This window comes from Paenibacillus thalictri, from assembly GCF_004307995.1.
Classification (GTDB): domain Bacteria; phylum Bacillota; class Bacilli; order Paenibacillales; family NBRC-103111; genus Paenibacillus_AF; species Paenibacillus_AF thalictri.
This window is the reverse complement of sequence record NZ_SIRE01000011.1, coordinates 31,471-46,133: the sequence shown is the minus strand read 5'-3', so window position 1 is coordinate 46,133 and position 14,663 is coordinate 31,471. Positions and strand designations below refer to the sequence as shown.

12 protein-coding genes are annotated in these 14,663 nt (G+C 53.7%); 2 read left to right on the top strand and 10 right to left on the bottom strand.

Annotated elements, in window-relative coordinates:
- Positions 1-6: 6 nt before the first annotated feature.
- Positions 7-477 (bottom strand): DUF1259 domain-containing protein, encoded by a 471-nt coding sequence (locus tag EYB31_RS16120; protein ID WP_131014386.1) that lies wholly within the window; start codon positions 475-477, stop codon positions 7-9.
- Positions 478-757: 280 nt separating this feature from the next.
- Positions 758-1,129, bottom strand: coding sequence for an ArsR/SmtB family transcription factor (locus tag EYB31_RS16115; protein WP_131014385.1), 372 nt, complete (start codon positions 1,127-1,129; stop codon positions 758-760).
- A gap of 245 nt (positions 1,130-1,374) precedes the next feature.
- Between EYB31_RS16115 and EYB31_RS16110 the strand changes: the two genes are divergently transcribed.
- Complete coding sequence (locus tag EYB31_RS16110) at positions 1,375-3,834, top strand: heavy metal translocating P-type ATPase (RefSeq protein WP_131014384.1); 2,460 nt, start codon at positions 1,375-1,377, stop codon at positions 3,832-3,834.
- A 158-nt stretch (positions 3,835-3,992) separates the two neighbouring features.
- A complete protein-coding gene (locus tag EYB31_RS16105) occupies positions 3,993-4,706 on the top strand; it encodes an SOS response-associated peptidase (RefSeq protein WP_131014383.1) in 714 nt (237 codons plus the stop codon).
- 292 nt (positions 4,707-4,998) lie between these two features.
- Here EYB31_RS16105 and EYB31_RS16100 read toward each other — a convergent pair whose 3' ends face one another.
- From EYB31_RS16100 to EYB31_RS16065, 8 genes are all read right to left on the bottom strand, one after another.
- On the bottom strand, positions 4,999-6,306 hold the full coding sequence (locus EYB31_RS16100; RefSeq protein WP_165452447.1) for a right-handed parallel beta-helix repeat-containing protein: 1,308 nt from the start codon (positions 6,304-6,306) through the stop codon (positions 4,999-5,001).
- Between the two features lie 132 nt (positions 6,307-6,438).
- On the bottom strand, positions 6,439-7,371 hold the full coding sequence (rbsK, locus tag EYB31_RS16095; RefSeq protein ID WP_131014381.1) for a ribokinase: 933 nt from the start codon (positions 7,369-7,371) through the stop codon (positions 6,439-6,441).
- 16 nt (positions 7,372-7,387) lie between these two features.
- A complete protein-coding gene (rpe, locus tag EYB31_RS16090; protein ID WP_131014380.1) occupies positions 7,388-8,065 on the bottom strand; it encodes a ribulose-phosphate 3-epimerase in 678 nt (225 codons plus the stop codon).
- A 26-nt stretch (positions 8,066-8,091) separates the two neighbouring features.
- Positions 8,092-9,147, bottom strand: coding sequence for an NAD(P)-dependent alcohol dehydrogenase (locus tag EYB31_RS16085; RefSeq protein ID WP_131014379.1), 1,056 nt, complete (start codon positions 9,145-9,147; stop codon positions 8,092-8,094).
- Positions 9,148-9,185: 38 nt separating this feature from the next.
- Positions 9,186-11,420, bottom strand: a complete 2,235-nt coding sequence (locus EYB31_RS16080) for an FAD-dependent oxidoreductase (RefSeq protein ID WP_131014378.1) — start codon at positions 11,418-11,420, stop codon at positions 9,186-9,188.
- A gap of 49 nt (positions 11,421-11,469) precedes the next feature.
- The gene (locus EYB31_RS16075; RefSeq protein WP_240762483.1) at positions 11,470-12,288 is read right to left on the bottom strand and encodes a carbohydrate ABC transporter permease; all 819 of its coding nucleotides are present in this window, start codon (positions 12,286-12,288) and stop codon (positions 11,470-11,472) included.
- A 10-nt stretch (positions 12,289-12,298) separates the two neighbouring features.
- Complete coding sequence (locus EYB31_RS16070) at positions 12,299-13,165, bottom strand: carbohydrate ABC transporter permease (protein ID WP_338119949.1); 867 nt, start codon at positions 13,163-13,165, stop codon at positions 12,299-12,301.
- Between the two features lie 26 nt (positions 13,166-13,191).
- Positions 13,192-14,517, bottom strand: coding sequence for an ABC transporter substrate-binding protein (locus EYB31_RS16065; RefSeq protein WP_131014375.1), 1,326 nt, complete (start codon positions 14,515-14,517; stop codon positions 13,192-13,194).
- Between the last annotated feature and the right edge of the window lie 146 nt (positions 14,518-14,663).

The window sequence follows — 14,663 nt, the reverse complement described above, 5'->3', positions numbered from 1 at the left end:
CCTGGTTCATTCCGGCCGGGTGGCTTTGCCCGCCGCTTCGATAGCCGACTTCACCGTGTTTGCCAAAGCTCCCAGCTCGCCGACGCTCTGAAAATGGAGGAACAACAGCCGCGGCTGCTCGCCGATCATATGATTATGGATCGCAGACACCTCCACCCCGCCTTTTCGCAGCGCATCGATCACCGGATTGACTTCTTCAGGAAGAAGAGCAAACTCACCGATCAGCGCGGTTTTCCCGCCTGCAGGCTCAAAGTTCGCCCCAAACTCAATATCGGCCATTTCCGGAGCCACTTTTGTCCCCATCAGCAGCAGCGGCAATTTGCGGGGAACGGCAACTTGACATATCTCCCCCGACTGTTTGACGTGTCCGTGAAATATGCCGTCAAGAAACTTGCAATTATCACTCTGCGCTCCACTTGCCGCAGCCGGGAACATGCACAACAAACATAACGCCGCAATCATCGCGATTTTTCCCATTGTTCTTCCTCCATTAGATTACACTGATGTACATGAAATCGCTGCGAAATAACCGGTATAAGGCATTTTGCAGGAAATTGAACATGATTATAATCTGTAAAAAGGAACCTATTCATCCGTAACCGGCTAAACGAATGGAGGTCGAGCAGAAAATTCAATTCGCGCTTTATCGCTTTAATATAGTGCTTACTTTATTCATAAAAATCGGCCCTTACGCAACCGCGTATAGGACCGATTTTGTGTTTGTTAACGGCAGTGCGGCCGGTGTGAACACCGTTGGTTACCCGTGGCTAATATGCTGGCGGGTCTGCAGAAAAATTTGTTCGATATGCGCGTCGTCCAGCGAGTAAAACACCGTCTTCCCTTGCTTGCGCCGTTTGACGATCCGCATATTGCGCAAGAAACGAAGCTGATGGGAAATCGCAGACTGCCCCATGTCGAGCAGCACAGTAAGATCGTGCACGCACAGCTCCTTCTGCAGCAAAGCGTCAATGAGCCGGATTCGCGTCGGGTCGCTGAACGCTTTAAACCAATCGGCCATTTGCGCCGCCGTATCTCCCCCCATCATCACCGCCCTGATATGGTTCAAGTCCGCCTCCGTGCCGGGACAGGTTGTATCGCATTCTTCCACCGTATTGACTTGTTGCGCCATCCCTACACCTCTCTTGTAGTACGTCATTTATATCTATTATAGCCGAGCTTTGGATAAAACGAAATCATTACTATTAGCAAACAAAAAACTTTTCCCGTTCTCCCACTCATCTGTTCAGCTTATAGAAATGCTTCCGATTTTGCAAATTAGCGTATATGACATGTTGACACAAAGCAAAGCAACTGAATATAATAAACATATGAATGATTGCTCATATATTAATCGGACATTAAGGGGAGAGAATAATGGCCGCTGCACAGGAGAAAGTAAAGAAAGAACTTATACTCGACGGACTGGATTGTGCGAATTGCGCGCTTAAAATTGAAAATGGCGTCAAAAAAATACAAGGCGTCTCCGCGTGCTCCGTTAATTTTGTGACTAAAACGCTAACTATGGAAACGACCCCGGACGAAGCCGAGGCCGCCATTGCCGAGGCGAAGAAAAAGGTGCATATGCTGGAGCCTCACATTAGAATATGGGAAAAAGGGCGGGTACGTCCCAAAATCGGCGCATCCGTCCCGAAACACCGGGTTGCCGGCAAGCAGGCGCGGGAATACCAACTGCAGGATCAACAGCATCATCACGAACACGGCGAACATACCCGTCATCATTCCGATGAAGTAATGCAAGCTCATGAACACAAACGTCTCAGCCCGCATCACGATGATGCACACGCCGGTTTCAACGCTCAGGGCAGCACCCGCGGCGAACATAAAGATGCAGCCGGGCATGGGACTCACGTCCATAAGCAGCATACCCATCAAGGGCATGACCACAGCCATGGAGGTCATGAGCACGACGACCATAGCCACGGAGACCACGACCATGCAGGTCACACACATGACCACGGCAGCGCCGGCATGCGCAAATTGGTCGTTCGTTTAGCTGTCGGCGCAGCGATCACCGCGGCCGGACTGCTTGCGCCGGTGCACGGCTGGGCCGAGCTGGCGATCTTCCTGATCGCCTACCTGGTCGTCGGCGGGGACATCGTATGGCAAGCGGCGAGGAATATCGTGCGCGGCCAAGTGTTTGACGAATACTTTTTGATGGCCGTGGCGACGATTGGCGCGTTTGCGGTTCAGCAGTACCCCGAAGGCGTCGCGGTTATGCTATTTTATCAGCTGGGCGAGCTGTTTCAGGGCATTGCCGTCAACCGTTCCCGCAAATCGATCAGCGAGCTGATGGACATTCGTCCGGATTACGCCAATCTGAAAACCGAAGACGGAACGCAACGCGTATCTCCCGAAGAAGTAGGCATCGGGGAGCTTATCGTCGTAAAGCCCGGCGAGAAAGTGCCCTTGGACGGCAAAGTCATCGAAGGAGCATCATTTGTCGATACGTCGGCGCTCACCGGCGAGTCGGTGCCCCGGGAGGTTGCGGCAGGCAGCGACGTGCTGAGCGGTTTTATCAACAAAAACGGGCTGCTTACCGTAGAAGTGACCAAAAATTTCGGCGAATCAACCGCCTCGAAGATTTTGGATTTGGTGCAAAACGCCAGCGGCAAAAAAGCGCCTACAGAGAAATTCATTACGAAATTCGCCCGTTATTATACGCCGGCTGTCGTGATCGTTGCGCTGCTGCTGGCCGTAGTCCCTCCGCTTGTGCTTAATGGCGCGTCATTCTCGGATTGGATATACCGGGCGCTGATCTTTCTTGTTATCTCTTGCCCGTGCGCGCTGGTCGTATCGATCCCGCTCGGATTTTTCGGGGGCATCGGCGCAGCTTCCAAAAACGGCATTTTGGTCAAAGGCAGCAATTATTTAGAGGCATTAAATAACGTCAAATATGTCGTATTTGACAAAACAGGCACGTTAACCAAGGGCGCTTTTCAAGTGACAGGCATATACCCGGCACCGCAGATTGCCGCAGAGCAGCTGTTGGAATACGCCGCGGCAGCCGAACAGCACTCCACCCACCCGATCGGCGAGTCAATCAGAGCCGCATACGGCAAGCCGCTGGAAGCCGGCAGCTTGCAGCAGTACAATGAAATATCCGGTCACGGCATCGTTACCGTATGGGACGGCAAGCAGATTTTGGCGGGCAACGGCAAGCTGATGAAACTGTGGCAGATCGCATTCAGCGAACCGAAGGCGGGCGGGACGATTGTGCATGTAGCGGTGGAAGGGCGTTATGCCGGTTACCTGGTCATTTCCGACGAAGTAAAAGAAGACGCCGCACAGGCGATTCGTTCCTTGAAGCAGCTTGGCATTCGCAAAACGGTCATGCTGACCGGCGATGTCAAAGCCGTCGGCGAAGCCGTGGCGCACAAGCTGGGGCTTGACGAGGTCCGTGCGGAATTGCTGCCCCAGCACAAAGTCGAGGAAATTGAAAAGCTTGACCGGCAAAAATCGCCGAAGGAAAAAATCGTTTTTGTCGGCGACGGCATCAACGACACGCCCGTATTGGCCAGAGCCGACATTGGCGCCGCGATGGGCGGGCTCGGTTCCGATGCCGCGATCGAAGCGGCTGATATCGTTATTATGACGGATGAACCGTCCAAAATCGCCACGGCCATTCACATCGCCAAGCGAACACGCACGATCGTTTGGCAAAACATTATTTTTGCATTGGGAGTAAAGGGGATCTTCCTGCTGTTTGGCGCCTTCGGATACGCCACCATGTGGGAAGCGGTGTTCTCCGATGTTGGCGTTACGGTCATTGCCGTCTTAAACGTGATGCGGGTCATGCGCACGAAATTTGCCTAAAAAAACTACGGCTGGCGGCCTCACTGCCAGCCGTTTTTGCGCGCATTAGGGCGCTTACGTCTATGCCACCCGCCGCGGCATCCCAAACGGCGGTCCCCTCCCGGCTTTCGCAGCCCGCTTCGTTTCTTGTATAATAAGCGTACTGGAGGCGAGATGCGATGTGCGGCAGATACACGATCACGTTAACATTGGAAGAAATGATGCTGCGTTTTTTGCTGGACGATTCTTTTCCGGCTTATCACACACCCAAATACAACGTAGCGCCGGGTCAGATGGTGCTGGCGATCATCCACGACGGGGAAAAAAACCGGCTTGGCGAGCTGAAGTGGGGGCTGGTGCCAAGCTGGTCCAAGGACGATAAGTCCGGCGCGCGTATGATGAATGCCCGGGCGGAGACGATCGCGGATAAACCGGCGTACCGTCTCCCTTTTCAGCGCAAGCGGTGCCTGATCCCCGCCGACGGCTTCTATGAATGGAAACGCACGGGCAAGGACAAGCAGCCGATGCGTATCGTGCTGAAAGACGAAGGCCTGTTTGCGATGGCCGGGTTATACGATACCTGGATCGCTCCCGATGGCAGCAAGCTAAGCACCTGCACGATCATAACTGTGCCTTCAAACGGCTTGATGGCCGGGATTCACGATCGGATGCCGGCCATTTTGCGCCGCGAGGACGAGCAGGTATGGCTCGATAGGCGCAATCAGGACAGCAAGCTGCTGCAGTCGCTGCTCAAGCCTTATCCCGAAGAGCTTATGCGCGCCTATCCGGTCTCTTCGCTGGTCGGCAGCGTGCGCAACGATACGCCGGAATGCATCCGGGAGGTCGCAGCAGCCGCGGAAACCTCCGAACACGATATCCCGTACCTTTTTTAGCAAGCAGCAGCAATTCCCCTCCGTTTCATCCCGCCCATTAGGCGGAAGTGAAGGCCCTATAGTGCGGTAGCTGCTTTTGCACATCTGGTCCAAAATCGCGACGGACTCCGGCACCTTAATGAACATCGGGTCCCTTTTGAACGCTAGAAGCAGGATCGCGACATGGTTGTACAAGCGGGAAGAATCCCCGGCATATCAAGCGCACATCTCAAGACAGCCTCGCCAATCGCAAGAAAAAGCCTTTGCCCGGGATAACCGGAGCAAAGGCTCTTTTGCACTGTATATGAGCTTGCTAAAATCCTACCGTCGCCGTGCCGGTACCCTTGTCAGTCAAGTTGGCGCCGCTGCCGGAACCGAAATTGCCGAAGGCTCCGTTCGCTTCACAACGCGAAGAAACGATGCGGACCGCGTTTTTGGCGAATTGGAAAAATCCGTTATTCACCGCGTAGTTCCGGCGGCTGTACCCGCCAACTCCGTCAGCCGATGCGTCAATTACGACCCCGTCATCCACGTTGCGAAAATCGTTGTTAGTCACCGTATTGTCATCCGCATTAAGCAGCTCGACGCCGGTTGGCACCGCCTTCAGCGTATTGCCGATTATTTTGTTTGCCGTCGGCCGTTCTGTTTCCGCAGATGCAGCTCCTGCCGCTCTGATTCCGGCTTTAGTCGCTTTGGAGATCAGATTGCCGGCAATTGTATTCCCGACGCAGTAGCCGGATAAAAAGATCCCGTACGGACCCGCGCTGTCGGTTTCCGAACTCGTGATCGTATTGCCGGCAATGATGTTTTCGGAGCAAGACGTTTCCGTAGCCATTACGTTTACCGCCGCGCTGCGGCAGCCGTCAAACCAGTTGCCGGTAATGATCGCGGACGAGCAGCCGCCTTGCAGTTGAACGCCGCTTTTATAAACGTTTTTGAAGCGGTTGCCTTCGATCAGTACGCTGCTTCCGGATTGGCAAAGCACGCCGATACCCTCGTTGGCTCCGTCTCCGATCACGTTCCGGAACGTACATCCTGTAACGGTTACGTTAGTTGTATTATTTAAATGAACACCGTTGACGATCGTTTTAAAAATGCAGTTCGCAATCAGACCGTTTTTGACGCCCTGCAGCAAGATGCCGCGTTCGGTTTGAATATAGCTGGACGATCCCGTCGGAACACCCGTACCTTCGAAAGTCAGATGCTCGACGGCAAAATAGTTGATCTCGGACAAGCTGGACACCATGCTGATCCCGTTGGCATCGTAATCGATCTTAATGACCGATGCTTCCGCCCCTGCGCCAAGCAGCCGCACATTCGATTTCAGCTGAATCGCAGATTTGATGTTATATTTTCCCGGCGGCAAAAATACAGTCCCGCCCGTTGGGGAAGCTGCGTCAATGGCCGATTGAATAAATACCGCATCATTTTCTCCCATCCGGCCTGTGCCCTTGGCGCCGTAATCCTTGACGTTAAAATATACGGAATCTGTCGTAGCCGCCATAACCTCATTCGGAAATACCGCACCCGCAGCCGCGGCAATCCCCGCCGCACCAAGCGATACAAGCAATTGGCGCCGACTGATCGGCTTGTCGTTTACATGTTCGTCGTCTACCATCATATTCAGAGCCTCCATATCTAGCATCGTTCTCTCAAAATTATAACTTTTTGCTAGATTTGTTGGCAAGTTCATAGTAAAGGAAATTTGTGAACGACGGTTACCTTTCGTTTATTGCTTTGAAATGTCGCTGCGTTAAGTCCGATATAACGCAATATTTCGCTCTTGGCAAAAAACTTCGAGTTCTTCCCGGGTCGGCAGCCCGGTCTGCGCCCCCGCTCTGGTCACCTTTAACGCGCTGACGGCGGCCGCAAACGCTGCCGCTTCCGTCAAAGACGCTCCGTCATCGATTGCCGTAGCCAGCGCTCCCGCAAACGAATCCCCCGCGCCAATCGTATCGACGGCTTGAACCGGAATGCCCGGAATACGCGTGAATTCGCCGTTCGCATAAAGCAATGAGCCATTCTCGCCCATTTTAATGATGCAGTTTGGCACGCCGGCTTGTGCAAACCAGTTCGCGGCAGCTGCCGCCGTCTCATCGTCCATGACGTCGATTCCGGCGATCATGCCGACCTCCTGCTTGTTGGGCGTAACCAGATCGGCATACACTAGCATATCGGCGGTCACTCCATCGGCAGGAGCGGGATCCAAAATCACGAACACGCCATGCTCCCGCGCTTTTCTCATCGCATATAACGCCGTTTCGTGCGGAATTTCCATCTGCACCAGCAGCACCGTGCTTTGCCGGATCCGCTCCATGCCCGCTTCGACGTCCTCAATTGTAAGCAAGCGGTTTGCTCCTATCGCCACAATTAATGTATTCTCCGCGGCGCTGTCCACGGTAGCGACCGTAGTTCCGGTCGGCGCTTCCGCCGTCACTTTCACCCATTGCGTATCCACTCCGCAATCCTGCAGGGAACAAAGCAGCTTTTCGCCAAAAAGATCATGGCCTACGCAGCCGATCAGCACCGCTTTTTTACCTAACCTGCCGCAGGCGGCGGCTTGATTGGCCCCTTTCCCTCCGGCCAGCAGCTCTACGCTGCGGCCAAACTTCGTTTCTCCGCGAACCGGGTAGCGGTCGACCCGGGCGACGATATCCATATTTAAGCTGCCAAGTACCGTGATCATGGAACAATTCCTTCTTTTACGAAGTCTTGCGACTTTGTTTATTTACGTATTCGATTAATTGTAGAGCGTTGGCTTCCAAGTCAGCGGAATTAAACAAGCTGGACGTGCCGCATACGAGCATGGAAGCACCGCATTCAATGACTTTCGGAATTGTGTTATAGCCGATATTTCCATCGACTTGAATGTCAATTGGAGCTCCGCTGGCATCGATCACTTTGCGGAGATCCTCAATCTTCCGGTACATGCTCGGAATAAACGCTTGTCCGGCAAACCCGGGATTGACGGTCATCAGGCAGACGTGATCCAGGTCGTCCAGCACATAATCAAGCGCCGACAGCGGCGTCGACGGATTCAGCGCGACTCCCGCCTTTAAACCGAGCTTGCGGATATACTGCAAGGCTCGCTGCAGGTGGACTTTGGATTCCGCATGAACCGTAATCCAATCTGCCCCCGCTTCGGCGAACATGCCGATATACCTCTCCGGCTCCTGCACCATCAAGTGGATATCGAACGCTTTGCCGCTGTACGGCCGCAATGCCTTCAGCAAATCCGGTCCCATCGTAAAATTCGGCACGAAACTCCCGTCCATAATGTCAAAATGGTAAAAATCCACGCCGCCCCGTTCCAGCATCTCCATGTTTTCTTGTAAATTGCCCCAATCCGCACACATCACGGAAGGTCCGATTAATGCCATTTCTTTGACCCTCGCCTCCCTGAAAACTACTCCGTCATCTCACCGGGGTAAATCATCACCTTCACGCAGCTTTGCTTTTCCAATCTCGCCAGCTCCATCGCTTCCTTAATTTGCTCCAGCGGAAAACGGTGAGTGATGATCGTGCGAATGTCGCACGGGGCGCTGCCCAAAGCGCGGATGGCGGTTTCATACGTATTGGCGTAACGGAAAACTCCCCGCACATCGATTTCGTTGTCGATGATTTGCGGCACATTCAGCGGAATGTCGTCAACGGACGGCAGGCCGATCAGCACGATCCGTCCCCCGCGCCGGGCCGCCGCGACCGTATGGCGAATCGCCGCGCCGTTGCCGGACGACTCCACGACCACATCGTAACCTCCCTGCTCCGACATCGCCGCAGCAAAAGCGTCCGCGTCGCTGGGATCGAGCACCCGGTCGATGCCCATGCGGCCTGCGAGGCCCCGCCGTTCGGCGATAACCTCGCTTGCCGTGATGTCGGTTACGCCGAACAGCTTGGCGGCTGCACCGGCAAGCAGACCGATCGGCCCGAGGCCCGAGATGAACACTCGGTCGCCCGGTCCCGCCTGTGCCCGCTTCATCGCGTGAATGCCGACGGACAGCGGCTCCAGCAGCGCGCCTTCCTCATAGCTGACCGTATCCGGCAGCTTGAACAAAAAATCGCTGCGGATCGTGATGTATTCCGCCCAAGCGCCGTCCACAGGCGGTGTTGCCATAAACACGACGTCCGGGCACAAATTGTACCGGCCCGACTTGCAGTAAGCGCAGCGTCCGCACGTAACGCCGGGTTCGACCGCAACCCGGTCGCCCGCCGCGACATTGGCGACTTCGCTGCCGACCTCCACCACATCGCCGGCCAACTCGTGGCCGAGAATAATCGGCTTCGTTACCACGTAACGGCCGATTCTGCCGCGTTCATAGTAGTGCAAATCCGAACCGCATACGCCGATACAGCGAACTCTCACAAGCGCCTCATCCGGCTTGGGCCGGGGGATTTCCACCGACTGCACCGCAATCGACAAAGGCCGGTCCATAACGGCGGCGCGCATCATTTTATTGCTCATTGCAAGCTTCCTCTCCGAGTTAGAAATAATGTTAAATGTCAAAATATTCTGACTTCCGAAACTTCAGCCCGTTCCCCGCCGTTGGTGCTCTCTACCACAATGCGCAGCTGCGTGGCTTGGACAGCCGGCACTTGGCATTTGACCATCCGGCGGCGGTTGCCGGATTCACGGTAAATCTCGGTCCATGCATCAACTTCTTTGACTTGAATACTGAAATCTTTGACTAGCTGCGGCATAATTTCAAACGGCGTGCGATGATGATGCAGGTTAATCAAATCTTCATTAACATCGTCGTTGAGAACAAGCTGGATCTCCTGTACAGTAACTTCCGAGTCCCAAGCAAACTCCAGCCATTCGTTCCCTCCGGGCTGCATCGGCTGAGATGCCCACATGTGCGGGCCGGCATAAGGACGCAGGAAGCCGTCGGTTGTTTTATCCGGCGAATATGCCGCGGTAGCGGCACGGAAGCAGATGACCTTGCGCAGGACGCTTTTCATATTCCACATGACTACCGGCTCGTTCGGATCGAGCCCTTCGATGCCGCGCTCGACGTTAAGCCCCTTCTCGCGCACATATGTCAGGACGCCGCTGACCGGCTGCGTGGACAAATGAACGGAGACAAGCGGATTTTCCTTGATGATAACAAAAGCGTTCTGCGGCCGGCCCGGCTCCCACGGAAGAAGGAACGTCGCCCATTTCCCTGTCCCCGGCTCCAGCCTGATTTCATCGCGGGTTTGAAGCGTCGCCGGAATATAATTTTCACCGCGCCCCGTATCCCATACCTCAACCTCCAGCACCGTCGGTGCATCGACATCGAGCAGCAGCTCAATGGTGCCGAGGGATGGGTCGACCGGGAACGTGAAACCGAGATCGGTATGCAGCTTAAATGCCTGATCCGGCCTTTCGCTGGCAATCACGTCCATCGTACTCGACGCCGACACCTTAGCGAGCGGTGCAAGGTTGCCTTCGATCGGCAGCGACAGCCCGATCATGGAGGCATCCTGCCGCAGCAGCGTCATCTGCAGCTCCTGCAGGTGGCTGCGGTGCAGCTCGCGTGGCGATACGCCTTTAAGCACGCACAGCGATGCAGCCGTGCCCGCCGCTTCGCCCATTGTAGCGCAAGTGCCCTGCACGCGTGTGCCTCCAAAAGCGACATGCGTCGCGCTAAAATTGCGGCCGGCAAACAGCAGATTCGGCACATTAACTGAGTAAAGCGACCGGAACGGAATATGGTAAATACCTTTAGGCTGGAGATGTTTGGAACCAACTTCGCCGTACATGCCTTTTGGATCATGAAGGTCAATGGACCAGCCTCCGAAGGTGACGCGGTCCTCAAACTCGACTTGTCCCTCAATATCGTTCTGATTGTATACATAATCGCCGATAAATCTGCGGTACTCCCGTTTACCCGGCAAATTACCGACCCATTCCAACGTCAGGTTATCAGCTTGATAGTTTCCTGAATTTTTAATGTAGTCCCAGATGCCGTAAATAACCGATTGCAGCTCGTCGCGGATACTCTCGTTATCATGGGCGATATCCATCTCGCCGCCAAATTCGATCCACCAATAGAAACAGCCTGAATCGCCGCTTTGAATGACACGTTGCATTGGAATCGGCGTCTGGGTGATATCCTTGGCGAAGCTTGGGGCAACATATTTAACAGGGAAACCCACGTCCTTGGTATAGAAGAGCAGGGTGCTGCCCAGCTGTATATCGTCCGCTACCTCCTGTCCCCATGCCTCGTTGTACTCATGCTTGGCTTCCCGGCCAAGCTGAAATTTAGCCCCGGCCAGAAATCCGATCAGCCCGTCGCCGCTGCAATCAAGAAATACCGGGCTTTCAAAGCGGATTCGGCGTTCAGAGCCCATCATCCAGCCTGTAACGGAACGTATCTTTTGATCCTCTCCGTCAGTATCGGTTTCAACCTCGTGTACATCGGTATTCAAAAACAATTGGATATTCGGTTCGTTACGAACTGTTTCCAAAACAATAATATCCCAATAATACGGATTTCCTTCCGGATTCGTATATTGATTCTCGAGGAACATCTCCCCCATAATCCCTGTTTCCCGGCTGTACCTGTTAACGCCGTGTCCTGTCGCGCCGCACACCCAAACCCGGATTTCACTGCTTGAATTACCGCCCAATACAGGACGGTTTTGCACCAGTGCTACCTTGCTGCCAAGCCTGGCCGCCGCCACGGCGGCGCATACGCCGGAAAGCCCACCGCCAATCACCGTAATATCCGAATGTACTGTCTCTGAACGCAATGTATTCTACCTCCATGAAGGGATATTCCCTGTGATTTGTCAGGTTAGCTCAACCTTTTACCGAAGTGCTTGTGACGCTCTGGATAATGTACTTCTGCCCGATAAAAAACAGCACGATCATCGGGATCATTGCCGCACTGGCGGCCGCCATCATCTTGTTGTAGTCCACGTAGTTTTCGTCGATGAAATTTTGCAGCCCAAGCGGTACGGTATACAGATTTTTATCGAGCAGGAACACAAGCGCATTCTCATAATCGTTCCAGTGCCACGAAAAATCGATAATCGCCAACGTCGCCAGCGCGGGCTTGATAAGCGGCAGCATAAGCCGGAAAAAGATCTTGATGTGGCCCGCGCCGTCCATCATCGCCGCTTCGGTCAAATCTTTCGGGATGCCGAGCAAAAACTGCCGTATCATGAACACCCCGAAAATCGTAAACCAGCCGGGCAGAATGAGCGCCCAATGCGTGTTGTAAATGCCCGCCCAGTCGAACATGATAAATTTCGGCACGAACAAAATTTGCGGCGGAATCATCATGGCCGTCAAATAAAGGAAAAACAGCGAATCGCGGCCTTTGAACTCGATGCGTGCGAAGCCGTACGCGGCAAACGCCGACAGCAGCACCGCTCCGCCCATGCTCAGAAAGGCGACCTTCAGCGAATTCAAATAATAAGGCAAAAAGCTGTCTTTGCCGGTCCACACCGTAATATGATGCTCCAGGACCGGAACCTTCGGGATCAGTTGTACGGGGTAGATGAATACCTCATCCGGCCGTTTGATGGAGGTGCTGATCATCCACAGGTAAGGGAAAATCATCGTGATCCCCAAGGCCAGCATAACGACGGTGATCGCTATTTTAGTCAGTCTCAATCCGCTCGTATTAATAATGAACCCACCTCTTTTGCCCATACCACTGCAGAACGGTAATCATAATCATGATCAGAAACAGCACCCACGAAATCGCCGAAGCGTAGCCCATCTCGTAATATCGGAACGCGGTTTTATACACAAATAACGATAAAATATGACTGCTCGTGCCCGGCCCGCCGTGGGTGATCGCCTCAATGATGCCAAACGTCTTGATCGTCGTAATGAATCCAGTGACAAGCAGGAAAAACGTGGTTGGGCTGACCAGCGGCACTACGACGCTCCTTACAATTCTTACCGGCCCCGCCCCGTCGATCTTGGCCGCCTCCAGCAATTCGCGCGGAACTTCCTGCAACGCGGTCAGGAAAATGATCATATTGTAACCGAGCAAAAACCAGATCCAGATCAGATCAAACGCGTACATCGGAGTTTCCGCCGTGGAAAACCAACCCGGAGGGTTCGTTACTCCCAGCGAGCGGAGCAGATGGTTGATCGGCCCTTGCTTCGAGTCAAACAACAGCATCCATACGAAAGCGACGGCTACGCCGCTTGTAATATACGGCAAAAAGTACATGGCGCGAAGCAGACTCTTCAAATACACACTGCGGTTCAGCGCCAGCGCAACCAAGAAGGCCAGTGCGATAGAAATCGGAACCGCTCCCAGAAACAGCAGCGTATTTTTTAACGAGACATAAAACACTTCGTCCGTGAAAAGCCGTCGGTAGTTGTCGAAGCCCATGAAATTCGCCTCATGGCTCGTAAATTTCCAGTCGGTGAACGAAATGACCAGAGAGAACAACGCAGGCACGAAGAAAAACAGTATGACGCCGATCATGTTGGGGGCGATGAACAAGTAGCCCATTGCTTGTTGTCTTTTCATCCAGTTGTGTTTCATGGCGGTCGTCCTCATTTTTTATTTTGCTGCAGGAAATCGGTATGCCGCTTGACGATTCGGTCCATCGTAGCGTCCAGTGACTGCGTTTTGGTGAAATATTTTTGATACTCTTCCTTGCGCGCATCAATGACCTGCTGATCCAGTTTTAACTGGAACGTTACCTTCTTCGGATCAAACAAAACTTTTTTCAGCGATTCATTATCGTACGTTTGCTCCGCCCCGGTCGTCAGCAGCTTGAGCACGGCGCTTTGATCAATCGCGGACGAAGCTGGCACCCGGCCGCCCATCGCCATCGGCAGCATGCCGCCGTCGGCGTACCATTTCAGAAACTGCCATGCTTCCTCTTTATGCTGGGACGCCGAGTTGATCGAAATCGCATCGCCGACGCCGCCCATCGACTTGAAGCCGGTTTGGTTAGCCGACACCTTCGGCAAGGGAGCAAACGCAATTTTAAAATTGTGCGGGTAATCCTTCAAATTGTTGGCAAACCGGAAAATCCAGTCTCCTCCATAGAAGATCCCGCTGTTGCCTTTCAAAAACTCGGCCTCGACCGGCATTTTCTTGGAAATTTGCTCGCCCATCGTCGGAGTCGTCATATCGACGTGCATCATATTGTACATAATTTCCAAATAGCGTTTGGCATTCGGGTCGGCCAGGTTGGAGCTGCCGTCCGCTTTTACATTCCCGCCGGAGCCTTCAATCGAGCCGTCCATCGGATAGTCGAATTCGAGCAGCGTTTGCAGCATGCCCCAGCGGTCACCTTGCTTCAGCTTCTTGGCATAAGCTTGCAGATCTTCCCACGTCCACTCGGTAGGTATCGGGATACCCGCCTGATCAAAGGCGTCTTTGTTTAGCCACATGAAATAGTTGTTTTTCTTGGTAGGAATGGCGTAATATTTGCTGTCGATTTTCCAGTCCTTGGCTTCGGCGCCGATTTTGGCGTCGACGTCGTAATCCTTCATCGTGCTCAAATCGAGCGCGTTGCCCGCCTTCACACGCTTCTCCAGACGCGGCACGTAATAGTTGACGTACAGGTCAACGCCTTGCCCGGTCATTAATGCCGTATCGAGCTTCAAGTTGCCAGGGTCGTCGTTGACGTACCGCACGTATTCCACCTGAATGTCCGGATGCTCTTTATTCCAATTGTCGATTACTTGCTGCGGGCCGGACTCCGGCGGCACCCCTCCCCAAAACTTCAGCTGCACCGGCTTCCCGGATTTGGCCGCTTGCTGCTGCGCCGTTTCTTTCTGTGCCTGGCTACCGCTCGAGCAGGCAGCCGTCAGCATGGATATGGCAGCCAGCGAGCTGACCATGAGGTTAAGCTTTTGCAATTTCATCGTTTTCTGTCCTCCTTGTTTATTCATTTGCATTACACGGTCAGTCTACCAGCAAATCCGAACTGTATGAACGATCATATCCTTGATGTTTATGGCACAAATCAGCGTTTGACGCGCCGCTGTATGGAGTCGTACTGTAATATGTG